This window comes from Pseudomonas sp. MDT2-39-1 (genome assembly GCF_054898085.1).
The window spans coordinates 5,953,463-5,976,766 of sequence record NZ_CM142716.1; the positions used below are offsets into that span (position 1 = coordinate 5,953,463).

At 59.8% G+C, this 23,304-nt stretch carries 22 protein-coding genes and 2 pseudogenes; 8 read left to right on the forward strand and 16 right to left on the reverse strand.

The window, feature by feature from the left end:
* Positions 1 to 3: 3 nt before the first annotated feature.
* The 4 genes and pseudogenes from ACYZTM_RS27675 to ACYZTM_RS27690 all read right to left on the reverse strand — a co-directional run bounded on the left by ACYZTM_RS27675 (position 4) and on the right by ACYZTM_RS27690 (position 2,348).
* Complete coding sequence (locus ACYZTM_RS27675; protein ID WP_131061685.1) at positions 4 to 465, reverse strand: MarR family winged helix-turn-helix transcriptional regulator; 462 nt, start codon at positions 463 to 465, stop codon at positions 4 to 6.
* Between the two features lie 144 nt (positions 466 to 609).
* Positions 610 to 934 (reverse strand): annotated as a pseudogene (locus ACYZTM_RS27680) (peroxiredoxin).
* A gap of 525 nt (positions 935 to 1,459) precedes the next feature.
* Entirely contained in the window at positions 1,460 to 1,879 is a 420-nt protein-coding gene (locus tag ACYZTM_RS27685; RefSeq protein WP_131061684.1) for an organic hydroperoxide resistance protein, read from the reverse strand.
* A 172-nt stretch (positions 1,880 to 2,051) separates the two neighbouring features.
* Complete coding sequence (locus ACYZTM_RS27690) at positions 2,052 to 2,348, reverse strand: SDR family oxidoreductase (RefSeq protein WP_256656970.1); 297 nt, start codon at positions 2,346 to 2,348, stop codon at positions 2,052 to 2,054.
* A 269-nt stretch (positions 2,349 to 2,617) separates the two neighbouring features.
* Here ACYZTM_RS27690 and ACYZTM_RS27695 point away from each other — a divergent pair, with 269 nt between their 5' ends.
* Complete coding sequence (locus tag ACYZTM_RS27695) at positions 2,618 to 3,070, forward strand: cupin domain-containing protein (RefSeq protein ID WP_461985758.1); 453 nt, start codon at positions 2,618 to 2,620, stop codon at positions 3,068 to 3,070.
* Between the two features lie 50 nt (positions 3,071 to 3,120).
* Here ACYZTM_RS27695 and ACYZTM_RS27700 read toward each other — a convergent pair whose 3' ends face one another.
* Together ACYZTM_RS27700 and ACYZTM_RS27705 are read right to left on the reverse strand one after the other, a co-directional pair.
* Positions 3,121 to 4,248: a DmpA family aminopeptidase gene (locus ACYZTM_RS27700; RefSeq protein WP_131061682.1), complete on the reverse strand. Its 1,128-nt coding sequence runs from the start codon at positions 4,246 to 4,248 to the stop codon at positions 3,121 to 3,123.
* 169 nt (positions 4,249 to 4,417) lie between these two features.
* Positions 4,418 to 5,521 (reverse strand): polyamine ABC transporter substrate-binding protein, encoded by a 1,104-nt coding sequence (locus ACYZTM_RS27705; protein WP_461985761.1) that lies wholly within the window; start codon positions 5,519 to 5,521, stop codon positions 4,418 to 4,420.
* A gap of 111 nt (positions 5,522 to 5,632) precedes the next feature.
* Between ACYZTM_RS27705 and ACYZTM_RS27710 the strand changes: the two genes are divergently transcribed.
* Entirely contained in the window at positions 5,633 to 6,406 is a 774-nt protein-coding gene (locus ACYZTM_RS27710; protein ID WP_131061679.1) for a helix-turn-helix transcriptional regulator, read from the forward strand.
* A 121-nt stretch (positions 6,407 to 6,527) separates the two neighbouring features.
* Here the strand turns inward: ACYZTM_RS27710 and ACYZTM_RS27715 are convergent, their stop codons facing one another.
* A complete protein-coding gene (locus ACYZTM_RS27715; RefSeq protein WP_461985764.1) occupies positions 6,528 to 7,469 on the reverse strand; it encodes a class I SAM-dependent methyltransferase in 942 nt (313 codons plus the stop codon).
* A gap of 200 nt (positions 7,470 to 7,669) precedes the next feature.
* Between ACYZTM_RS27715 and ACYZTM_RS27720 the strand changes: the two genes are divergently transcribed.
* Together ACYZTM_RS27720 and ACYZTM_RS27725 are read left to right on the forward strand one after the other, a co-directional pair.
* Positions 7,670 to 8,077, forward strand: a complete 408-nt coding sequence (locus ACYZTM_RS27720; protein ID WP_461985766.1) for a response regulator — start codon at positions 7,670 to 7,672, stop codon at positions 8,075 to 8,077.
* Positions 8,078 to 8,124: 47 nt separating this feature from the next.
* Positions 8,125 to 8,790 carry an HAD-IA family hydrolase gene (locus ACYZTM_RS27725; protein ID WP_461985768.1) on the forward strand — a complete coding sequence of 222 codons (666 nt, stop codon included), beginning with the start codon at positions 8,125 to 8,127 and terminating at the stop codon, positions 8,788 to 8,790.
* A 133-nt stretch (positions 8,791 to 8,923) separates the two neighbouring features.
* Here the strand turns inward: ACYZTM_RS27725 and ACYZTM_RS27730 are convergent, their stop codons facing one another.
* Positions 8,924 to 9,583: a methyltransferase family protein gene (locus ACYZTM_RS27730; protein ID WP_461989241.1), complete on the reverse strand. Its 660-nt coding sequence runs from the start codon at positions 9,581 to 9,583 to the stop codon at positions 8,924 to 8,926.
* Positions 9,584 to 9,692: 109 nt separating this feature from the next.
* On the opposite strand from ACYZTM_RS27730, the gene ACYZTM_RS27735 reads away from it, so the two are divergent.
* Positions 9,693 to 10,715 (forward strand): MBL fold metallo-hydrolase, encoded by a 1,023-nt coding sequence (locus ACYZTM_RS27735; RefSeq protein ID WP_131061674.1) that lies wholly within the window; start codon positions 9,693 to 9,695, stop codon positions 10,713 to 10,715.
* A 3-nt stretch (positions 10,716 to 10,718) separates the two neighbouring features.
* Here the strand turns inward: ACYZTM_RS27735 and ACYZTM_RS27740 are convergent, their stop codons facing one another.
* Complete coding sequence (locus ACYZTM_RS27740; RefSeq protein ID WP_461985771.1) at positions 10,719 to 11,666, reverse strand: GlxA family transcriptional regulator; 948 nt, start codon at positions 11,664 to 11,666, stop codon at positions 10,719 to 10,721.
* Between the two features lie 124 nt (positions 11,667 to 11,790).
* Here ACYZTM_RS27740 and ACYZTM_RS27745 point away from each other — a divergent pair, with 124 nt between their 5' ends.
* On the forward strand, positions 11,791 to 12,582 hold the full coding sequence (locus ACYZTM_RS27745) for an SDR family NAD(P)-dependent oxidoreductase (protein WP_461985773.1): 792 nt from the start codon (positions 11,791 to 11,793) through the stop codon (positions 12,580 to 12,582).
* Between the two features lie 101 nt (positions 12,583 to 12,683).
* A complete protein-coding gene (locus ACYZTM_RS27750; RefSeq protein ID WP_461985775.1) occupies positions 12,684 to 13,604 on the forward strand; it encodes a pyridoxal-phosphate dependent enzyme in 921 nt (306 codons plus the stop codon).
* Between the two features lie 51 nt (positions 13,605 to 13,655).
* Here ACYZTM_RS27750 and ACYZTM_RS27755 read toward each other — a convergent pair whose 3' ends face one another.
* The 7 genes and pseudogenes from ACYZTM_RS27755 to ACYZTM_RS27785 form a co-directional block, all read right to left on the reverse strand.
* Positions 13,656 to 13,973, reverse strand: a complete 318-nt coding sequence (locus ACYZTM_RS27755; RefSeq protein ID WP_461985777.1) for a DUF2388 domain-containing protein — start codon at positions 13,971 to 13,973, stop codon at positions 13,656 to 13,658.
* A gap of 109 nt (positions 13,974 to 14,082) precedes the next feature.
* The gene (locus ACYZTM_RS27760) at positions 14,083 to 14,853 is read right to left on the reverse strand and encodes a hypothetical protein (protein ID WP_461985779.1); all 771 of its coding nucleotides are present in this window, start codon (positions 14,851 to 14,853) and stop codon (positions 14,083 to 14,085) included.
* Positions 14,854 to 15,079: 226 nt separating this feature from the next.
* On the reverse strand, positions 15,080 to 15,433 hold the full coding sequence (locus tag ACYZTM_RS27765; protein ID WP_461985781.1) for a DUF2493 domain-containing protein: 354 nt from the start codon (positions 15,431 to 15,433) through the stop codon (positions 15,080 to 15,082).
* The gene (locus tag ACYZTM_RS27770; protein WP_461985783.1) at positions 15,421 to 17,076 is read right to left on the reverse strand and encodes a Na/Pi cotransporter family protein; all 1,656 of its coding nucleotides are present in this window, start codon (positions 17,074 to 17,076) and stop codon (positions 15,421 to 15,423) included. Before ACYZTM_RS27770 ends, ACYZTM_RS27765 begins: the two co-directional genes overlap by 13 nt.
* Positions 17,077 to 17,263: 187 nt before the next feature.
* Positions 17,264 to 19,999: a magnesium-translocating P-type ATPase gene (mgtA, locus tag ACYZTM_RS27775; RefSeq protein ID WP_131061667.1), complete on the reverse strand. Its 2,736-nt coding sequence runs from the start codon at positions 19,997 to 19,999 to the stop codon at positions 17,264 to 17,266.
* 286 nt (positions 20,000 to 20,285) lie between these two features.
* Positions 20,286 to 20,561, reverse strand: coding sequence for a hypothetical protein (locus tag ACYZTM_RS27780; protein ID WP_461985785.1), 276 nt, complete (start codon positions 20,559 to 20,561; stop codon positions 20,286 to 20,288).
* 347 nt (positions 20,562 to 20,908) lie between these two features.
* Positions 20,909 to 21,912: pseudogene (locus ACYZTM_RS27785) on the reverse strand (GlxA family transcriptional regulator).
* A 388-nt stretch (positions 21,913 to 22,300) separates the two neighbouring features.
* Here ACYZTM_RS27785 and ACYZTM_RS27790 point away from each other — a divergent pair.
* Positions 22,301 to 23,239: a cyclase family protein gene (locus ACYZTM_RS27790; RefSeq protein ID WP_461985787.1), complete on the forward strand. Its 939-nt coding sequence runs from the start codon at positions 22,301 to 22,303 to the stop codon at positions 23,237 to 23,239.
* Positions 23,240 to 23,304 lie beyond the last annotated feature (65 nt).

The window sequence follows — 23,304 nt, forward strand, 5'->3', positions numbered from 1 at the left end:
CGCTTACTCCTCAGTGTTCATTGATTTGATCAGGTTGTTGCGCAGGGTCACGATCGTCTTCTGCAGTAGCGTGAACTCGTCTTGCGTCAGGCCTGTCGCGGCGGCGAGGCCGTTTTCCGGTTGGTCTTCGCGCAACGCCTTGCCCTGTTTCGTCAGGTTGATGCGCACCTGGCGCTCGTCTTCAGGATCGCGCTGGCGTTGCAGGAAGCCCATCGCTTCCAGTTTCTTCAGGATCGGCGTGAGCGTGTTCGATTCAAGAAACAGCTTTTCACCGAGGCTGCCGACGGTCTGATTATCCTGCTCCCACAGCGCAACGATGGTGATGTATTGCGTGTAGGTCAGCCCCAGGTGTTCGAGGATCGGCTTGTACGCCTTGCCGAACGCGAGGTTGGTTGAATAGACCGCAAAACACAGGAAGTCGGAGAGCTTCAGGTCTTCGGGTACCGCTTTGTCGGTGGATTTCATGTGTCGCCTCGTTCGTCAAAGACGGCTTTGTCGCCTGCGTGAAATATACCTCGCGTGCGATGGTGTCGTAAGTGCTCTAAGCCGGTGCGTGATAAACGGCAAGGGCGGGTTAGACGTTGGGTGTCGAACCCACCGCGCCGTGCATCATGCCGTGAGGACGTTCAAGTCCACGTCGATGTTGCTTCGCGTTGCCTTCGAGTACGGGCAGATCTGGTCGGCGGTGCGCGCCTATGTCTTCGCAATGTCATCTGCCAGGCCGGGCACGCGCAGGGTCAAACGCATGCCCCGGCAAACAGTTGCTCGGCGGCCGGGTGCGGCTGGGTGGCAGCGAACACGTGCGCAGGCTGGGCATTGCCGGGCGACGAGATGGCGATGTCGAGGCTGCCGTTATGGCCGCGCGAAGTGGTCCCAGTGCTGCTCATGGTGGTGTGGTTTTGCCGGAGGCCGGGACTTTTTCGATCTTGCTCATGGGGTGAATCCTCAAAGGTGCATTAGGGCTTGTTTATGTATTGTATGCGTTTGTATCGCATGCGATGTAAATAATATTCTCGCAGTCGCCAATCCACATCAAGGGGGAATGGGGACTTGGCGACGAATGGTCGAATGACGGGGGAGGTGGCTTTGGCTCCCGATTCTGCGCAACGAAAAAGCCCGCACAGGGCGGGCTTCAGAATCGAGTAGGTGGCCAGCGCTGGTCTCTGGCTTACAAGGTTTATCAGGCTTCTGACAGAACAGTTTTGTGCTGTCCTGCTTCACACGGCATAAGGGCTGGACCTCACCTCGGAGATCTTTCTAACCGTGTACCCTTAGGAGCGCGCCCCACGCTTCCTCGCTATCCGCTTGCGCATCAGTCTGCGTCTTCACCTACAGCATTTAGAATAGCAAAGGCTGCGCAGCGCAAGCCGTGCTTTTTAGACCGATTTCGTCCTTCCGGAAAAGTGGCAGGATGGAAAACTGCTATCGGGTACAGCCTGGGCCGCAGTAGGTGACCGGATCAGATCAGATTGATCGTGACGTCGATGTTGCCACGGGTCGCTTTGGAGTACGGGCAGGTCTGGTGTGCGGCATCGACCAATGCCCGGGCAACAACAGGATCCAGACCCGGAAGGCTGACATTGAGGCGTGCCTGGAGGAAAAATGCGTTTTCGGTCTTGCCTAGATCCACTTCGGTATCTACGGCGACATTGGCGGGCACACTCACCTTTAGCGCGGCGGCCGCTTTACCGATCGCGCCGATAAAACAGGCCGACCAGCCTGCGGCCAGAAGCTGTTCGGGATTGGTGCCAGTGCTTGAGGAGCCAGGCGGGGAAAGCTTGATGTCCAGACGTCCGTCCGAACTCTTCGACGCGCCTTCGCGGCCGCCGGTGGTATGGGTCTTGCCGGTATAAAGCACGGTGTCGATTTCATTGATCATGACGGGGTTCCTGCTAAAGGTTGGGGGCCTCACCCGTTCTGCCGCTGGTTTTATGGACGAAGGGGTGAGGTCCCCACTTTTTCACCTTTATGTAGTGCCTGTGTGTCCTGATCCGGTGGTTGTGTAACGCAGTGTAAGATTGCCAGTGAAAATACACACCGATACAAAACCGTTACGCCTGCCAGTTTTCTCTATGAGCCGGTGCACCCAGAGGCGAACGGGTTGCACCGCCATCGACGTCAATTTCTGCGCCCACGACGTTTGAAGAGTCGCTAGAGGCGAGGAACAAGGCGACGGTGGCGACTTCATGAGCTTCACTGATGCGACCGAGCGGGATGGTGGTCTTCAGTTTTTCCTCCAGCGCATCCATTCCAACCTTGGCGGCGTGAGGGTTCCAGACCGGTGTGCGTGCAGCCCCGGGAGTAATCTGATTGACGCGAATGCCACGCGGGGCAAATTCTGCGGCCATCACTCGTGCCGTCATGGTCGACGCAAAGGATCGTCAGCCGATCCGGAAACTGCAATTGGTTTCAACGGACGGACGACGTCTCAAACCAGAAGACATCGTGACCAAACTGGGTGTACCGCACTGACGTACGCCCGCGGTTGTATCCGAACGTATCTCCGATGCTGGTAGTTACCTGCGCATACAAATTCATGCTTTTCTCGACACCTGCGCGATACACAGCGACCTCCTAATGAAGCCACCGCAACCGCGGCATTCATTGGAGAATTGCGATGTCCCGTATCAAATCCCGTCACACCGCAGGCCTGCTCGGCGTCGCCCTGGCTGCCGCCGTTTCACTCAACGCATCCGCGGCTGAAGAAGCAAAAGCTCCCCCGCAAGCCACTCCGGCAAAAAGCTGGCAGACAGGCCTTCACCGCACCGACCTGGTACGCCAGGACCTCGACATTTCCAACGGTGAGGTGATTCAGGTTCGTGTCGATTTCGACCCGGGCGTCGTATCTCCCAAGCATTCGCATCCTGGCGTAGAAGTCGCTTACGTCATCTCGGGCACATTTGAGTATCAGCTCGAAGGGCGGGCGCCGGTCACGCTCAAAGCCGGCGACTCGTTGTACATCCCCGCGGGCACTGCGCATGTCGCGAAGAACGTCGGTGACGGCAAAGCCTCGGAGCTGGCGACCTACCTCGTGAAAAAAGACACGCCGCTGTTGATCCTGGAAAAATAAGCGATAGCCGCCCGATGCAGTGCATCGGGCGTCATCGTTAAACAGCGCCTTCAGATTCCGACGGTTTCCCCTGGCCAACCGGCCTGGCGCAATGCCTTGAGCAGTGTTTTTGGGTCCAGGCCCGGCACCGTGTGGCCGTTACCTTCAGTCGTTTCAGCGGCCAGCAGAGCGTTGATGATTGCTTCCTCCACCGCTTCAGTCGCGGCCAAAAACAACTCGCTGATGTGGTCGTTGTTGACCATGCTCAAGTTGTCGCAGGTCGGCGCACCTTTGCCTTCATAAGCGGCCGGTGGCACGTGTTGGTTGCCGGTGGCGAAGGCGATGAAGATGTCGCCGCTGTGGTCTTCGTTGCCGCCACCGGTACGGGCGAGTCCGAGGCTGGCACGCTGTGCGAGGCGCGTGCATTGATGCGGCAGCAGCGGCGCATCGGTGGCCAGGCAAACGACGATCGAGCCCATCCCCGGATAAGGCAGCGATGCCCTGAGAAACGGTGAGTCAGCCTGTTCCATATAGCGCCCGACCGGGTAACCATCAACGCGCAGCTCATTGCGAATGCCATGATTGGCCTGGACGATGGCGCCGACGGTCCAGCCGCCCTGAGCCTTGCTCAATTGGCGCGAGGACGTGCCGATGCCACCCTTGAATTCGTGACAGATCATCCCGCTGCCGCCGCCCACCGCGCCTTCCGTCACCGGTCCGCCTGCGGCATTGCGCTGGGCCTCGGCCACATGTTCGGGCTTCACATGAAAACCGTTGATGTCGCTGAGCAGGCCGTCGAAGGTTTCCAGCACCACCGGCATGTTCCAGTAAAGTCGCCCGTCATCGGGCTGGGACTCGCGATCCAAAGCAATCAGTGCATCGCGCACCACGCCCAGGCTGTGGGTGTTGGTGAAGGCGATCGGGCTGGTCAGCAAGCCGGCTTCACGAATCCACTCAAGCCCCGTGGCGTCGCCGTTACCGTTGAGCACATGGACACCGGCAAAACACGGTTGCTGATTGGTAGACCCGGCACGCGGTTCGATCAGGGTCACGCCGGTGAAGATGTCGCGGCCACTGGCGGTGCGGCCGCGCACATTGCTGTGGCCGACGCGCACGCCGGGCACATCGGTGATGGCGTTGAGGGGGCCGGGTAGCAATTGGCCGAACTGGATATTCAAATCGCGTGCACGTGGTTTCATCGTTTCTCTCATCTTCAATTCGTGGCAGAAAAAAGGGGGCGCTATTCCGGCAGGTGCAATACCTGTGGGAGCGGGCTTGCTCGCGAAGGCTGTGTGTCAGGCAAAGTAGTGTCGACTGACACTCAGCCTTCGCGAGCAAGCCCGCTCCCACAGGGTTTTTGCATTCAGTTCATTGACCGTTCTTCACCTTGCTCCAGATCCGCGTGCGCACCCGCTCAGTGGCAGGCGGCAAGGGCTGAAGGGTGAACAAAGTAGCCAACGCTTCGGCCGACGGATAAACCGCCGGGTTGTTGCGGGTGGCTTCGGCCACCAGCGGTGTCGCGCTGCGGTTGCCGTTGGGGTAGGACAAATGATCACTGACCGGGGCGATAACTTCGGGGCGCATCAGGTAGTCGATGAAGGCCAGGCCTTGCTCCGGATGCGGTGCGTCCTTGAGCAACACCAGCGTATCGAACCAGACCGGCGCACCTTCCTTCGGCAGGCTGTAAGCGATCTTCACGCCGTTGTTGGCCTGCTCGGCATTTTTCTTGGCTTCGAGCATCGCGCCGGACCAACCCACTGCCACGCAGATGTTGCCGTTGGCCAGGTCGCTGATGAACTTGGACGAGTTGAAGTAGGCAATGTGCGGGCGCAGTTTGAGCAGCAGCGCTTCGGCCTTTTTGTAGTCCTCGGGATTGGTGCTGTTCGGTGGCAAACCCAGGTAGTGCAGGGCGACCGGCAGCATTTCCGCCGGCGAGTCAAGCATCGCCACGCCGCACTGGCCGAGCTTGGCCAGGTTCTCTGCGTTGAACACCAGGTCCCAGGAATCCACCGGTGCCTTGTCACCCAACGCGGCACGCACCTTGTCGATGTTGTAGCCGATGCCGTTGGTGCCCCACAGGTACGGCACGGCGTACTGGTTGCCTGGATCGTTGTTGGCCAGTTTCGCCAGCAGATCGGTGTCCATGTTCTTGAAATCCGGCATCTGTGCGCGGGGCAGTGGCGCCAAGGCACCGGCCTTGATCAGCGTCGGCAGGCTGAAGTTGCTCGCCACCACCACGTCGTACCCACTGCGGCTGGTCAGCAGTTTGCCTTCCAGCACTTCGGCGCTGTCGAAGGTGTCGTAAACCGGCTCGATACCCGTGTCGCGCTTGAAGTCGTGCAGGGTGGTGGGGCCGATGTAGTCATACCAGTTGTAAACATGAACCGTGGGCCCCTCGGCAGCCACCGCCGACAGTGAAACGCACAAACAGGCGCTCAGTCCAAGATTGATCTGTTGACGGGGACGACTCATGATGCGGCACTCCTGGCCTGCTGCAGGCCGGTGATGAACAGGTGCTTGCAGCGTATCGGCAGGCGGGGTGCTCACCCATTCCCATCATGGGTTACTCGAAAGGGGTAGTGCGTGGACGCGTTGTTGAAAGAGTTGCCGGTGCACCAGGGGCTGGCGCGGGTATTTGGCGCGTTGGGTCAGGACGGTTTCTGGCGCGCGCTGGTCGACACACTGCGGCTGCTGGTGCCGCTGGACAATGCGTTGGTCGCGGTGATGAGGGCGGGGCGGGTGCCACGCTTGCTGATCGACTTCGACTCAAAAGGTGGCGCTACCGAGCATGAAGAACTGGCGGACTACAGCGCCGGCATGTACCTGCTCGATCCGTTTTACCAGGCGGCTTGCGCCGGCATTGCCGATGGCTTGCACAACCTCGATTCGCTGGCCCCCGACCAGTTTCAGCAGAGCGAGTATTACCTGAGCTACTTTCGCTCGGTGGTGGGCGGTGACGAATTGCAGTTCATGGTCAACATCGACGGCGCCGTACTCGGTTTGTCGCTTGGGCGCTCGACGCGGTTCACCCTCGAAGAGCAAGGCAGTCTGCTGTGTGTGCGGGATTGGGTGCTGTCGGCGATGCGCCGACACTTGCAATTGATGCCGCCGGAAGGTCCGGCCGCGGAACCTGTGGCCGGCGACTTGGCGACTCTTTTGGATCGCTTCGACGTGCGCTTGTCAGTGCGGGAAGTCGAAACGGCGCGACTGATTCTCCAGGGCTTTTCCAGCAAAGCCATTGCCCAGCAAATGGGCATCTCCCCGGAGACGGTGAAGGTGCATCGGCGCAATCTCTATCACAAGCTCAACGTGAACGGTCACGGCGAGCTGTTTGCGCTGGTGTTGCAGCCGCGATAACCGGCTCACCCCAATCCCCCTGTAGGAGCGAGCCTGCTCGCGAAAGCGGTGCCTCAGGCAAAAAAGTTGTGCTCTGACACTCCGCCTTCGCGAGCAAGCCCGCTCCCACATAAAGCAGGGATCAATTTCCGAGTTTGAACACCAACGCCTTCAACCCGCATTCAACATCGGCATCCGGAAACTCCGGCGGATTCTCCAGCCGTTGCTCAAACCGCAAACCCGGCGCTTCACGCATCACACCGTCGATGAGGAAGTCCGCCCCGAACGCCGGATCGTTCATGCACGCCAGCACCGTCCCCTCGGGGCTGAGCAACTCCGGCAGCCGACGCAACACGCGCTGATAATCCTTGGTCAGCAGAAAACTGCCTTTCTGAAAGGACGGCGGATCGATGATCACCAAGTCGTAAGGCCCCTTGCCGATCACCTTGCCCCAGGACTTGAACAGGTCGTGGCCAAGAAAACTCACCTTGCTCATGTCATGGCCATTGAGCCGATGGTTGTCGCGACCACGGTTCAGGGCCGGGCTGGACATGTCCAGATTGACCACGTGCTCGGCGCCACCCTCGATTGCGGCAACCGAAAAGCCGCAGGTGTAGGCGAACAGATTCAACACGCGCTTGCCATCGGCATTCGCCCGCACCCAGTCGCGGCCATAGCGCATGTCGAGGAACAACCCGGTGTTCTGCTTGCGGCCCAGGTCCACGCGATAGCGCAGGCCGCCCTCGGTGATGGTCATGTCCTCGATCACTTCCCCGATCAGCCATTCGGTAGTGCTTTGCAGCAGATAACGATGCTGCAGCGCCAGGGTGTGTGCGCCAGATTGCGTCCACTCGGGTGACCGGGTGATGTCCATCAGCCGCTGTTTTAACGCATCCAGCTGCGCCGCTTCAGGTTCCTTGAACAGCGACACCAGCACCACGCCTTGCAGCCAGTCGACGGTCAATTGCTCCAGCCCCGGCCAGCAACGGCCCCGGCCATGGAACAACCGACGGGTTTCGGCGGGTGCATCGGCCAGGGCTGTCAGCAAATGGTCGTGAAGGATGGAGAGGGCATCAGCGTTCATCGGGCAGGGGCCAGCAATTGGATGGGGGCGGCATTTTAAACACAATTGTGGGTTGGTGGACGGCCGCGATGGTCGGCATGTACTCACAATATTGAAGACGCTTGTATCAAAAATGAATTTCCGTCGAGTCCGCTGCTCATACCTGTAGGCGGCGGATTTGAGCCCGCGAAATCATTAGGCAATCAGGGAGTGGCAAAGTCATGTGTCCAATATCGATGGCGGGTGAGCAGCTCCCTGGCGGGTTGATTCTTGTGGTTGAAGATGACCCGCTGATTCTGGAGTTTCTCTGCGAAATTCTTCAGGAGGAAGGTTTCAAGGTTGAACCGCATGTCAGTGCGGACGCCGCATCGAAGTATCTTGAATCGCACGCGAACGAAGTGGGTCTGTTGCTCACGGACATCACCATGCCCGGAAAGCGTAACGGCGCTGACCTGGCCAATGAGTTTGGCGATCGCTGGCCAGACAAACCGATCATGATCATGTCCGGTTTTGAAACCCCCGCATCTTCCGGGGTGCGGCATGCCGTGTCTTTTATCAAGAAACCCTGGGCGTTGGGGCAACTGCTGGACTGTGTCGATGGGGCGTTCAAGTCGCGACGGTCGCTGTAGGTCGTGTACATTGACGGACCTGCCTGACACTCGAAGGAAGCCTGTCCTTGTCTGCCAATGACTCCGTTTTTAAGACGCCGTATCGCGCGTTCCTGTTCGACATGGACGGTACTGTCCTCAACTCCATCGCCGCCGCCGAGCGGATCTGGACCACCTGGGCCTTGCGCCACGGGGTAGATGTCGAGTCTTTTTTGCCGACCATTCACGGCGCGCGCGCCATCGACACCATCAACCGTCTGGCGTTGCCCGGGGTGGATGCCGAGGCACAAGCGCAGTGGGTTACCGAGGCGGAAATCGAGGACGTGGAGGGAATTGTCGAGGTGTCCGGCGCGGCGAATTTCCTTAGGTCTTTGCCAGCCAATCAATGGGCAATCGTTACCTCCGCGCCGAGGGCGCTGGCGTTGCGCAGGATGGCGGCGGCGGGGATTCCCGAGCCGGGTGTCATGGTCACGGCCGAAGCTGTCAGTGCCGGCAAACCTGATCCTGCGGGCTATCGGCTGGCGGCTCAGCTGTTAGGTTTTGCGGTGACTGAATGCCTGATCTTTGAAGATGCCACTGTAGGGATCCTTGCGGCAGAGGCGGCTGGGGCGGACCTTGTGATAATTACTTCGACGCATGACCATCCGATTCAGACGGCGCATGCCACGCTGGCGAGTTACGACTCGGTTGTCTGTCGTGCAGATGTTGACGGTCTCCTCCTGATCGAAACCTGATTTGTAGGAGCGAGCGGTGCGGCGATCCGACTTGCCCGCGAAGACGTTGGCACTAGCAATAACTGTCTCATGATCGACCGCGATGGCCCCTTCGCGGGCAAGCCTCGCTCCTACAGGTCGCACATGAATAATCTCAGTACAAACCGGGAATCAACCGCCAGCTACGAGCGCAGTACGCCTCATACTCACCCCCGAACTGCGCCCTCAACAGCGCCTCTTCCGAGTGAATCCTGGCGATCAGCGGAATCACCGTCAACGCCGCCAGCAACAGCCCGACCCCAGAACGAAACGCCAGTGCCCAGCCCACGGCGATGACCAACATCCCCAGGTAACTGGGGTTGCGCAAGCTGCGATAAATCCCGTCGGTGACCAGACTGTGGCCCGGCTGAATCGCCACCAATCCGCTAAAACGCTTGCCCAGCACAAACACTGGCCACATCCGTAGCGCGCCGCCGACGATGAACAGCAAAGCCCCCAGCCAGCGCACTCCTTCGCCACCGAAGGTCCAGTAGTCGATGCGGTCGGTGTAGGCTGGCAGATACCCGCTCAACAGTCCGATGACGCCGAACGCCGGCAACACCCAACGGTTGGCCCGGTCTTCACGTTCCCCGGAACTCAGGTTGACCTCGGTAAAAAGCGAGGCAACGGCCATTACCAACGTTGCGACAGCAACGACCACCAGCGGTGCCTGCGCGAAAAACGCCGCAAACCCGCCCACCCCCCACACCGCGAGGCCAAGGTAGGCGAGGGTGGAGACGATGGCGAAAAACGCCAGCCTGGCCGAGATTTTCATGAGCGTTTTTTCCAGGTTTGAACCGACTTTTTGAGTGTAGGCGGTCATGCGGATCCGCCGGGTTGCGCTAGCCTCACTGAACGGTTCAGTCGGGTGAAAGGAGGGGCGTATGGACCATTCGATGTTGGCCTGCGGAGAAGCCTTGGGAAGAGGTCGTCGGTTGATGGCGATTGTGATGCTCCTGGCCGTCATCGGGGGCGGCGTCGTCGCTTGCTCGACGCCCTCGATCGAGCCCTACTCTGCGCTTGAACTGCGGTCTTCAGCGCCAGCCGCCGGCGCTCTGACAGCGCGCTTCATGGGCGTGTCGACCCTGATGCTCAGCGATGGCAACACATCGATCATGACCGATGGCTTCTTTTCCCGTCCGGGATTCTTGAGGGTGGCGCTGGGCTGGATCGGGCCGGACAGGAGCCGCATTGATACGGCATTGCACGCTGCAGGCAACCCGACATTGGCCGCGGTGATGGTGGCGCACGCGCATTACGATCATGCACTGGACTCCGCCGTGGTCGCCTTGCGCACGGGGGCGGTGTTGGTAGGGTCCGCCTCGGTCGCCAATATCGGATCAGGTGAAGGACTTCCACCCGAGCGAATCGAGACTGTCGAAAACAAACAATCCTTCGAGTTCGGCAAGTTCAAGGTGCAAGTCTTCCCGTCGCCACACTCTCTTGGCGCAAGATATCCAGGGACCATCGACGTGCCGCTAAAACAACCCGCCAGAGCCAGTGAGTACAAGGAAGGCGGCAACTACTCTTACTTGATCGAACAGTCCAATGGATTACGGATTCTCATCCACCCCAGCGCCAATTTCACACAAGGCATGTTCAAGAACGTGAAGGCAGACGTTGTATTTCTGGGCATCGGTTTCCTCGGCAAACAAGACCTGCAATTCGCCAGGGATTACTGGCACGAAGTGGTGCAAGTCACCGGCGCGCGGCTAGTGATTCCGATCCACTGGGATGATTTTTTCGAGCCCCTCGACAAGGGGTTACACCCCATGCCCAAGTGGATGGACAAGTTCGATATCGCGATGCAACGTTTGATGCCTATGGCCCTGGCCGATGGCGTGGCCCTGAGGCTGATGCCACTGTATAAAGCAATCGATCTGAAGGCAGCGCTTCCCGCGCGCTAACGCTCACTCCGTCATCTGCGTCCTGGCATTGCGCCGAATCACCTGCGGTGGCTGGCCGAACGCCCTAAGGAAGGCTTCGCGCATGCGACGGCGGTCGGTAAAGCCAGCCTCGGCAGCGATCTGATCGAGGGTCAGGCGCCCGCGTTCGAGCATCTGCCGCGCCGCTTCCAGGCGCAGGTTTTCGATGGCCTTGGCCGGGGACTGCCCGGTCTCGGCGCGAAAGGTCCGGCTGAATTGCCGTGGGCTGAGGCGCGCCACTTCCGCCAGTTGTTCCACTGACAACGCGGATGTCAGGTGTTCCCGGGCGTAGCCGAGGACGGTCTGAATGCGGTCGGATTTGGGCTCCAGTTCCAGCAATGCCGAATGCTGCGACTGGCCGCCTGCGCGGCGCTGGTACATCACCAGTTTCTGCGCGACGGAACGGGCCAGTTCGGCGCCATGGTCTTTTTCGACCATGGCCAGCGCCAGGTCGATGCCCGCGGTCATGCCGGCGGAGGTCCAGATGGAACCGTCGATCACGTAAATACGGTCTTCTTCCACTTTGATCGATGGAAACCGTGCTTGCAGGTCCCGCGCATACGCCCAATGCGTGGTGGCCCGCCGCCCGTCGAGCAGACCGGCCTGGGCCAGCACGAACGCCCCAGAACAAATCGACGCCGTGCGCCGTGCGGTCTTCACGCTGTCGCGCAGGTAAGCAAGCACACCTTCGGGCGCCTGCTCGAGGATCGAATCGCCGCCGACCACGATTACCGTGTCGAACACCTGCTCACCGAACGCCTGAGTGCCGACACTCAAACCACCGGAAGCCCGCAGGGAGCGACCATCCTCAGAGATCACGCTGACCTCATAAAGCGCTTCACCGGCGCTGAAGTTGGCGTACTCGAACACCGGCATGGCCGCCAGCGCCATGGACTGGAAACCCTCGAAAACCACGAACGCCACGGTAGTCATGATCAAGTCCTCAAAAAGCCGTGTCCTGAAAACGTACTTTAAACGTCATTTGAGACGAGCGTGAGTCAATTTATAACTGTTCACACCCGGCGACCTTATCGCCTCACTGTGAAGGAAATTGAACATGGCTCTCTCATCCAAAGGCACCGCACTGATCACTGGTGCCTCTTCGGGCATTGGCGCGGTGTATGCCGACCGTCTCGCCCGGCAGGGTTACGACCTGATTCTGGTCGCCCGCAGCCAGGGCAAACTTAACGCGCTGGCCAACCACCTGAGCAACGAAACCGGCCGCGCCGTGGAAGTGGTCGCCGCGGACCTCAAAGACAAGGCCGGCCTGCTGCGGGTTGAAAGCATTCTGCGCAATGACGCGAGCATCACCTTGCTGGTCAACAACGCCGGCGTCGGCGGTGTGATGCCGTTGCTCGGCAGCCCGGTGGACAACATGGAAGACATGATCACCCTCAACGTCACCGCGCTGATGCGACTGTCCTATGCCGTGGTGCCCGGCTTCGTCGCACGGGGCGCCGGCACCGTGATCAACATTTCCTCCATCGTCGCAATCGCTCCGCAAATCCTCAACGGCGTTTACGGCGGGACCAAGGCATTCGTTCTGGGCCTGAGCCAATCGATGCACCACGAGTTGGCCGATAAAGGCATTCGCGTCCAGGCAGTGTTGCCCGGCGCCACCGCCACCGACTTCTGGAGCGAGGCCGGCAACCCGGTTGAGAACCTGCCGCAAGAGATCGTGATGTCCGCCGAGGAGATGGTCGATGCTGCACTGACAGGGCTGGCGAAAGGGGAAGTGGTGACCATCCCGGGCCTGCACGAGGGCGACAAATGGGACACCTACGAAGCTCAGCGCCAGGTATTGTCGGGGTCGTTCGGCCACTCATCGGCAGCGCCGCGATATCAGTAAGACGGTGACCGTGGGGCAGGGTGAACTAAGCTTGGATAAGGATCGTTCATCACCGGCGCGTCGATACCTCGACACGCCGGTGCTGCCAAAGGGAGCTCGCGATGCTACACATCAGGACGCCTTTGATTCTGCACCCAGGCTTGTCAACGCCGACCCGGCGCATCTGGCTCAAGCTGGAAAACCTGCAACCCAGCGGCTCGTTCAAACTGCGCGGCATGGGCCTTTTGTGCAGTCAGGCAAAGGCACAGGGCAAGCGCAAAGTCGTCTGTCCTTCCGGCGGTAACGCCGGTTTTGCCACCGCCGTGGCCGCCGCAGCCCTCGGGTTGAAAGCCTGCATTGTGGTGCCGCACACCACCCCGGAGTCCACCCGCGCCAGGATCAGGAAAACCGGTGCCGAGGTGATCGTTCACGGCAAGGTATGGGACGAGGCCAATCTACGGGCGAAAGAGCTTTCACAGGGTGCGGATACCGAATATGTGCCGGCCTTCGATCATCCCGTGTTATGGGAAGGGCACAGCAGCCTGATTGATGAAGTCCTCGAGGAATGTCCTCAAGTCGATGTGCTGGTGACGTCGGTGGGCGGTGGTGGTTTGTTGGCGGGCATCCTGACCGGATTGATGCGGCACCATCGCCTGGATTGCCGAATCGTCACGTGCGAAACCCGGGGCGCGGCGTCCTTCGCGGCCGCCATCGAGGCCGGGCATCCCGTCAGGCTGGCGCGCATCGACACCGTCGCGACATCGCTGGGCGCTGCCAAAGTGGCCGCGTGGCCGGTGCAGCACATACTCGATTTTCCTCATGAATGTGTGGTGCTCAGTGATGACGAGGCGATCATGGGCGTGGTGCGTTACGCCAACGACCTGCGTCAACTTGTCGAGCCGGCATGTGGTGTTTCACTGGCGGTGGCGTACCTGGACCATCCGGCGATTGCCGAGGCCCATGATGTGGTGATTGTGGTGTGTGGCGGAGTCAGCATCAGCGCGCAGCTGGTGGCCGGGTGGGCGCGCTTATCCGCAGGGTGAAGCAAGGCAGGGCTGCAAACTATCCTAATATCGCGAACCCCACCTCAACTTTCATTGGCCGGCAGCTACGCTTTCGTGAATCAGGATCGCTCTGGCCAGCTCTTCGTCGCTTGCTTTGAGTCCGGGATTTGCCTGGCGAATCTGATTCAATACCGACTCCAGGTACACACCGCGAATCGTACCGCCACTGGCCACGAAGCTGGAGGCGTCATCACGGGCCGGAATCGCCAGTTTGTTGTCCTTGAACGTCGAGTACAGCGATGCGGAAACCCCGGCAGAGGTGGCGACATCACCTGCATCCACTTTGGCCATCGCGGAGCCGAAGGGTAAACACAACATGAATGAGGAAATGATAATCAGACGGCGCATAGCAATGTCCTCTGAAGCGTGAAGCAAAAAAGGAAGTACCTCATTATTTAGGATGCCCGGCGAACGTCAGAAGTTCCCTGTTGGCGCGTTACCCGCGCCCCGATACCGTTCAAAACCGCAGCGTTGCCCCAGTGGTCAGCCACTGATCACGTTCCCCCGTCAGGTGGCGCCCCACCACCAGATCGACATCGATGCGCTCACCGATATGCAGCCTCGGCCCGGCTTGCCACGCCTGTTCGCCGCCTTGTTGGCCGTAGCGTTCAGCGATCAGCGTCAGGGAGCGGGCCAGGTCGTATTCGACGCCGGTTCCCCAGGTCCAGCGATGGTTTTGCTCGCCATCGTCATAGGCGTGGGTCCAGCCGGCATTGAGGTTCAGGCGCAGGGTTTCGAGCGGTTGGTAGGTGAATGGCAGGTTCAGGTCGGCGCCATCGAAGGGGTGGGTCCGATTGAAGGCAAAGTGCGCCGAACCTGCCAGCGCCATCTCAAGGCCAAGGTCTTCCCGTGAGAATATTTGCGACTTGAATTGTGGGCTTAGCTGAGTTTCCGAATCCCCTTCATCGCGACTGTGCTGCACGGCGGCGCCGAGTTGCACGTTGGGCAGGCCTTTGAATGTGCAGTCCTGTGACATCACGCTGGTGCTGGATGAATGGTGCCGGCCGTTTTGGTACCAGGCGTCGATGTTGCATTCACCGGGTGCGTTGATTCCGGTGTCATCCACCGCATACGCACCGCCGGCAGCGTTGGCGCTGGAGATGATGCTGAGCAGCGCGATCAGGCCCAGGGTGAGGCTGACGAACAACAGATTTCGCCGCAGAGTCCGGCGTTGGGAGGGCGGCAGACTGCGCACGAAGGACGTAAACAGGCGAGTTGGTTTTTGCATGTAATTTACCTCGAAGTTTTTTGATGGCGAGCAGCGAGTCAGCCTTGATGCGGTCATGTAGCAGCTGCCGAGCCTGCGAGGCTGCGTTCGGCTGCGCAGCAGTCGTAAAACCAGAGATTGCGGTTCATCAGCCAGACCGCGTCGAATGGACTCACGACTGCTTCGCAGCCGAACGCAGCCTCGCGCTGCTCGGCAACTGCTACAGGACCGCGTTGTGACGTGGGGCTCAGCCCCGACCCTCTACCGATAAGGTTTGCAATCCGGCCGCCCGGGCCTGGGCGACCAGTTCTTCGGTGTCTTCGCCGCCGGGCAGGGCGATCACCATGTCCGGTCGGCTGTCGAGCAACATGAAGTGGTTGCGCAGGCGTTCAGCTGATTTGCCGTGGCGTTGCCAGTTGGGCGGGTAGTGCACGATGTCGGCGCCTTGTTCCCGGGGCCACTCTTCAATGTCGCCGCCCAGGTATTGATTGCCGCCATGGATCAGCACGCGCACCGGGTGCATTCGGTGGAAGGCGTCGAGGACTCGCCGGCACAGTCGGCTGTCGGCGTAATGGCGACCCGCGCAGATCAAGAGGCGCATGACGGGTTTTCCTTGGCCAGATCGGTGCTTTCGACCGCTTGCTCACCGGCACGCTCCAGCAGCGGATAGCCCAGGGCTGCGATGTGGTGATGCACGCGGCGGTAATCGCGCAGGACCCGCTGGAAGATGTCGCCGGACTCCGCCCAGGTGTTTTTGTCTTCCTGCAACTTGCGAAAGTGCTCGCGGCTGGCGTGCGCTTCGAGCCTTCTTACGGTCTCTTTGCGATGGATCAAATGGTGCGCGGTGGGAATGTCTTCGCGCAGGAACACGGTGATCGCCAGGCTCAGGCTTTCCAGCAGCGCGTCGTGCAGCGGGGCGATGTTGCCCAGCTCGAACGCCGAGAATTGTTCGCCACGGCGCAACCGGCGCATGGCCAACTGCGACAGGCTGCTGGAAAGAATGTCCGCGGCATGTTCCAGGTTGATCACGAACATCAGGATTTCCTGGGAACGATCGGCATCGCTGTCACTGATGCCTTCCTTGCCGATGTCCGCCAGATAAGCCCGAATGGCCGCGCCCAGCAGGTCCAGTGATTGATCGATGCGCCGCACTTCATCGACACAGGCGGGCGCCGAGGTGTGGAACAACTGCACCAGTCGGTCGAGCATCGTCGAGAGCATGTCGGCCATGCGCAACGCTTCGCGGGCAGCGTTGGACAGGCCGATGTTGGCCACTTCCAGACCCGCTTCGTCGAGGTAGTGCGGCATGCCCGGATCAACATCCCGCTCAGGCGCCGGCAGTAGATGGGTGAGCCATTTGGCGAGCACATCGGTCAGGCCGATGAACACCAGCGCCAGCAGCAGATTGAAGCCGCTGTGCAGGGACACCACCAGCAACGAGGGCGCAAGCTTCAGCTCGGCAAGCAGTCCGGCGAATGGCAACACCACCAGGGCACCGACCGCACGCACCAGCAGATTGCCCAGCGGCAGACGTCGGCCGACGCTCGAACCGGCATTGATGACCGAAGGCAGCGCACCGCCAATGTTCACGCCCAGTACCAGCGCGACGAGCGTGGTTGCCGACAGCAGGCCGGTGGCGGCCAGTGAGACGATCAGCACCACCACGGCCACGCTGGAATGGCACAGCCACGTGAGAATCAGCGCCACCAGCAACGCAATCAACAGATCGCCGTCCAGGCTCTGCATGATCAATTGGAAGAGCGGCGCGCCTTCGACTTCCGCCAGCGTTGAACCGAGCATGCGCAGGGCCAGGAGCATCAGCCCCAGACCGATCAGCGCACAGCCAACGCTTTCGTAGCGCGAGTCATCGCGCAGACGGAATACCATCAAACCCGCTAGCAAGACGATAGGGGTGAGGATTGAAACGTCGACGCTGAGCAGTTGCACCACCAAGGTCGAACCGATATTGGCGCCGAGCATCACCGCCAGCGCGGGCGCCAGACCCAAGGTGCCGGCGGCTGTAAACGACGTCGCCATCAGGCTGACGGCAGTGCTGCTTTGCAGGATGCCGGTGATGCCGATACCCGACAACAAGGCCATCCAGCGGTTGTTCAAGTTGTGGCCCAGCCACTGGCGAAGCGGCGTGCCGAAGCCGCGCAACAACGCCGAAGAAATCATGTGAGTGCCCCACAGCAAGAGTGCTATGGAGCCTGCGAGGTTGATCAGTAGAGTAGTTCCCGACATCAGGACTCTCCCTTCTTCTGTAGGGTTAAACACATTTCCCTGTGGGAGCGGGCTTGCTCGCGAAAGCGGACTGTCAGCCAACATCAATGTTGATTGATCCACCGCTTTCGCGAGCAGGCTCACTCCTACAATGGAATTGTGGTGTTCAGGTGATTTGGGTTGCCCCCTCACTTGGGGGCTCAGGCCATCAGAACCACTGCTTGAAGCGGCGGATGTAGATCGTCTTCATGACTTGCGCGAACACGCAGTAGCTGAGCAGGGTGCCCACCAGCCAAGGGAAGTACGCCCACGGCAGCGGTTGCAGGCCGACCAAAGTGCCCAGTGGCGAGAACGGAATGTAGATCCCCAAGGCCATCACCAATCCAGTCATCAGGATCACCGGCAACGCCGCCGTGCTCTGGAAGAACGGAATCTTCTGGGTGCGCAACATATGCACCACCAACGTCTGCGACAGCAGCCCTTCGATGAACCAGCCGGACTGGAACAGGCTCTGCATTTCCACACTGTTGGCGGCAAACACGTACCACATCAGGGCGAAGGTGGTGATGTCGAAGACGGACGAGGTCGGCCCGATCCACAGCATGAAACGGCCAATGTTCTTGGCGTCCCACTTGCGTGGTTTGCGCAGGAACTCCTTGTCCATCTTGTCCCACGGCAGCGACAGCTGAGAGATGTCGTACATGAGGTTTTGCAGCAACAGGTGAATCGACAGCATCGGCAGGAATGGAATGAACGCACTGGCCACCAGCACCGAGAACACGTTGCCGAAGTTGGAACTGGCAGTCATGTTCAGGTACTTCATGATATTGCCAAAGGTTTCGCGGCCCTTGAGCACGCCTTCTTCCAGCACCATCAGGCTCTTTTCCAGCAGAATGATGTCGGCCGATTCCTTGGCGATGTCGGTGCCGCTGTCCACCGAAATGCCGACATCGGCATCGCGCAGGGCAGGGGCGTCGTTGATACCATCGCCAAGGAAACCCACGGTGTGACCGTTGGCCTGCAGCGCCTTGAGTACCCGGGACTTTTGCAGCGGCGTCAGCTTGGCGAACACCGTGCGTTCTTCAACCCGTAGCTTGAGCGTGGTGTCGTCCATGTTCTCGATGTCTGGCCCGAGCAGCGGCGTGCCGGGCTCCAGCCCGACTTCGCGGCAGATCTTGCAGGTCACCACGGCGTTGTCACCGGTCAGCACCTTGACCGTCACGCCCATGTCTCGCAGCGCGGCAATCGCTGGTCCCGCCGTTTCCTTCGGTGGATCGAGAAAGGTCAGGAAGCCGCGAATCACCAGCTCGCGTTCATCTGCGGTGTTGTACTGGTTTTTGCTCTGCGCTTTCGGAATGTCGCGGGTGGCGACCAGCAGCACCCGGAAACCGTCCTCGTTGTACTCGTTGGCCAAGGCCAGCAGGTCTTTGCGGCGCTGTTCATCGAGTGCCACGACCGTGCCGTTTTCATGAATGTGGCTGGCGATGGTCAGCATTTCCTCGACCGCGCCTTTGCACACCATCAGGTGATCGTCGCGGCTGTCCTTGACGATGATCGACAGGCGCCGACGGACGAAATCGAACGGCAACTCATCGACCTTGCTATAGGCAAATGGAACCCGGCTGACTTTTTGGAAAAGCAGCGGGTTGCTATTGGCGAACTGCACCACGGCCTGGTCCATCAGGTTTTTCAGACCGCTCTGGTGATGGCTGTTGAGCCACGCCAGTTCGAGGATCGTGTCGTCGCGCCGGCCGTTGCTGTCAACGTGGTGCTCAAGAATGATCTTGTCCTGCGTCAGCGTGCCGGTCTTGTCGGTGCACAGCACGTCCATCGAACCGAAGTTCTGGATCGCGTTGAGGCGCTTGACCACTACTTTGCGCTTGGCCATGGCCATCGCGCCTTTGGCCAGGTTGGCGCTGACAATCATCGGCAGCATTTCCGGGGTCAGTCCGACCGCAACCGCCAGGGCAAACAGGAATGCGTCGCTCCAGTCGCCTTTCGAGAATCCGTTGAGCAGGAACACGATCGGCACCATGACCAGCATGAAGCGGATCAACAACCAGCTGACGCTGTTCACCCCGCGGTCGAACGCCGTTTGCACCCGCGAGCCGACAATGGCTTTGGCGAGCGAGCCGAAGTAGGTGCGCGGGCCGGTCGCGACCACCACCGCTTTGGCGGTGCCGCTGACCACGTTAGTGCCCATGAAGCAGATGTTCGGCAGGTCCAGCAGGTTGGATTGATCGGCTGCGCCGTGGGTTGCCGACTTCTGCGCGACGTCGCCCAGGGTGTCGTACTTCTCGACGGGCAAGGCTTCACCAGTCAGCACCGCCTGGCTGATGAACAGGTCGCGGGATTCGATCAGGCGGATGTCCGCCGGGATCATGTCGCCCGCGCTGAGCTGGACGATGTCGCCGGCCACCAGTTCGCGCATCGGCACTTCGCGCAGCACCGGGCCGTTGCCATTTTGTCCGCGTCGCAGCACGGTCGCCGTGGTGCGCACCATGGCTTTGAGGGCTTCAGCGGATTTGGCCGAGCGGTATTCCTGCCAGAACCGCAGCAGGCTGCTCAGGGTGACCATGGTCATGATAATGATGACCTTGGTCAGGTCCGCATCGTCGCCTTCGCCCTGGCTGATTGGCAGCCAGTAGTCGGTGAAGAAACTGATGCCGGCCAGGGTCAGCAGGACATAGATGAAGGGATTGTTCAGGGCTTTGAGCAGTTGGACGATGGCGTGAGGCGGCTTGTCGTGGGCGACTTCGTTGAAGCCTGCGTGCGCCAGTCGGCCTTCGGCCTCAAGTTCAGTCAAACCCTCAGGGGTGGCGTTGAGATTGGCGAGGGTCACGGCCAGGCCGTTTTGTGCTTCCCGGGCGGCACGCATCGACAGTTTGGCGTTGTCGCTGCTGGCGCCTTTGGCGCGGATATCCGGAGTTTTTACAGTCGTCATTGTGTGTGCTCCTGCCGCCGTCTTGCGGCACGACACACAGCCCACTCATCTATTCATAGGCGAGCGAATGTATGTCGAGTCGCAAACAGGCGATCAACATCGAAAGTGTTGTTTTCTTGTGTTTTAACGTTCGCTGCGTATCAATGAAAAGTTGATACGCAGCGAACCGTCTACTGGCTTCGTCCATAACTAACTCCAACAATTTTATGTTCTAAAAGGCAATAAGAAGCTGCCGAATTCCCTATTAAGGAAAACGTTCAGGGAAAGACTTTGGAGTGCCTTCAGATCAACTGAAGGTGCGGGCCCGGAGGATCAGACCGAACATTCGCGCGATGCGCCGACTCGGTGGTTCCTGGCTGTCGTCGAAGCTCCAGCGTTGCTGAAGCCGACCCGTCATCGGGCAGACGCGCCAGTTGGCACGAGGGTGTGCCTTGGCAGGGGAAGAAGGGCTGGAAAACGGGGCGCTGACCCGAGTCGTCAATAGACGCTCACGGCACAGCTTGACCCGCATGGTCGATGCAAAGGCGCGTACGCCCGGCATTACGGTGGTTTTAAAGTTCATAACATGCCTCTGGACCGGACGGACGCCGGTGAGGCAAGTTACGGTGGAGCATCAAGCTCTAGCGCAGCTCACCCGACCGAAAAGTCGAGTCCCGTCATTTACTGGGTTATGTGCCAGGTTCCGCGAATTCGCAGTGTCCCGACAGCGACTAGATACTGTGTCCATTGGATTCTTTTGTGAGTTGAAAAAAGGCCTTCGTCGAAGGCCCGGGCAATTTACTCAGGGAGGTGGGTGAAGTCAACCTTCAATGTCCGCTAAATGCCGAGTTGAATGGAAAAAACATTGGATTCGAATATTGAAGTTAGAACGTGTTCAGCTAAATGACAGTTAGTGACACGCCTCGGTGATTAACGGGAGAATCGATTGCGATAATCCCTCGTCGAGATTCCAAGGTTGCGCTGAAAGGTAAAACGCATGCGTTCTTCATCACCAAACCCGCATTGCCGGGCAATTTGATCAATGTTGCGCTCGGACTCTTCCAGCAGGCGTCGGGCGGCTTCCAGTCGCAGCACTTCCACCGATTTGGCCGGGGTGCGGCCGGTCTTGAGTTTGTAGACCCGGGCAAAGTTTCGCGGGCTCATCTGCATCTTTTCGGCCAGCGCTTCAACGGTGAGCTTTTCGCTGCTCAGGCTTTGCGCGATCCATAGGTGCAAATCGTCGAAGGCGGCACCGTCCTCGGTCGCGATTGCAGCAATTGGCTGTACTGGGCCTGGCCGCCGGGGCGCTTGAGAAACACCACCAGTTCCCGGGCGACCTCCAGCGCCACTTCACGGCCGCAGTCGGCTTCCACCATCGCCAGCGCCAAGTCGATGCCGGCGCTGACACCCGCCGACGTCCACACCGAACCTTGCTGGATGAAGATCGCATCGCTATCGACTTCAATCGACGGGAAGCCCCGCTTGAGCATGTCGCACATCGCCCAGTGAGTCGCAGCGCGGCGGCCGTCGAGCAAACCGGCTTGCGCCAGCAGGAAGGCACCGCTGCACACGGAGGCTGTGCGCTTGACGTTGACCGATGCAGATTTCAGCCAGGCGACCAACGCCTGGGAATTGTTCATCGCATGACGAACATCCGGTGCGCCGGGGACGATCAGGGTATCGATCGAATGCTCGTCGATGTCGCTCAATCGCAATGTGTCTACCGCCAGGCCTTCCGCTGTCTGAATCAGCCCGCCGGTGAGGCTGGCGGTGTGCCGGATGTAGCCCGGCAAACTGCGCTCGGCCAAGGCTTTGGAGGCCGCCCAGAACACGGTTTGCGCCCCGGTCAGATCCAGCAGGCCCATCTCCGGGAACGCGACGAACACGATAGAGCGTGGCTGATCGGGATGAGGTGTTCGGGTTATGTCGTTCATGGTCTTGTGTTTCAGCGACGCTGATACAAGCGGCCGGATTTGCGGGGGTTATGTCATTGCGGCCGGCAGAGTTCAACCTCCAAACGACGAAGTGGCCGCCAGCTAACCACATTCCCTGTGGGAGCGAGCGTTTGTGGCGAGGGGATTCATCCCCGTTGGGCTGCGAAGCGGCCCTGAACCTGTGATTACGGTGTTTCAGAAAAACCGTATTCACCGGTTTTTACGACTGCTTCGCAGCCGAATGGGGACGAATCCCCTCGCCACACAGGCTCACTCCTACAGGCGTCACTCGTGACAATCCAGAACAATTGTATTGCCCGTACCTGTCTGTTTCCCCTCAGACGGGCTGCGTACCTTGGGTCCACTGCAACGTCACAAGGACCCGTTCATGCTCAATCGATTGGTACTGCCGTTTGCCCTGTTGTTCACCCTCAATGCCGCCCACGTTGCGGATAGCGAAAAATGGTACCCCTCGGAATACGGCGCCAACGATGAAATCGGCGCGCTGAATCTGCTCAACGCCGAGTCGGTGATCAACACTTCCAAACGGATCAAGACCGGCAAAACCTACCCGCTGGCCGTGCCCATCGACAAAACCCTGCCGGCTTTCCGTCATCGCAGCTTTCACCTGACCAACATCCAGCCGGGCGAAGCGGGCGGCTCCACGATGGGGCCGAACAAATTCACCCTCAACGATGAACTGGTGGTCGGCTGGACCGGCGTCGGCACCCAGCTCAACCGCATCGGCCACATCGGCATCGACAACGTCTACTACAACGGTAACCGCGCAGCCGATTTTGTGACTGTGGAAGGGGTGAAGAAACTCGGCATCGAAAAAGTCCCGCCCATCGTCACCCGTGGCGTGGTGCTGGACATGACCGTCGTGTACGGCAGCGCCATCGTGCCGGAGAAAAACGAGTTCAGCGTCGCCGACATCCAGAAGGCACTGGACCTGCAAGGCATCAGCATTCAGAAGGGCGACGTGGTGTTGTTCAACACCGGTTGGCTGGAACTGCTGGGCAAGGACAACGAGAAATTCCTCGCCGTGGAACCGGGCATCGGTATGGCCGCGGCCAAGTGGCTGGCGGACAAGCAGATCGTCGCATTCGGCGGCGACACTTGGGCTTCGGAAATCTACCCGGCCAAAGACGGCCAGGAATTCCCGGTCAACCAATTCATGCTGGCCAAGAACGGCATCTACAACCTTGAACTGATCGACAGCCGTGCGCTGGTGAAAGACAAGGCGTGGGAGTTCATGTTTGTCCTGGGACAGCCGCTGTACAAGGGCTCGACCCAGGTCAACATCAACCCGGTCGCGATTCACTGACATCCGCAGTGGTAACGTAGAAACTTGCGTCAACTACTTCACTTAACAGGCGCGGCCAGCAAAGG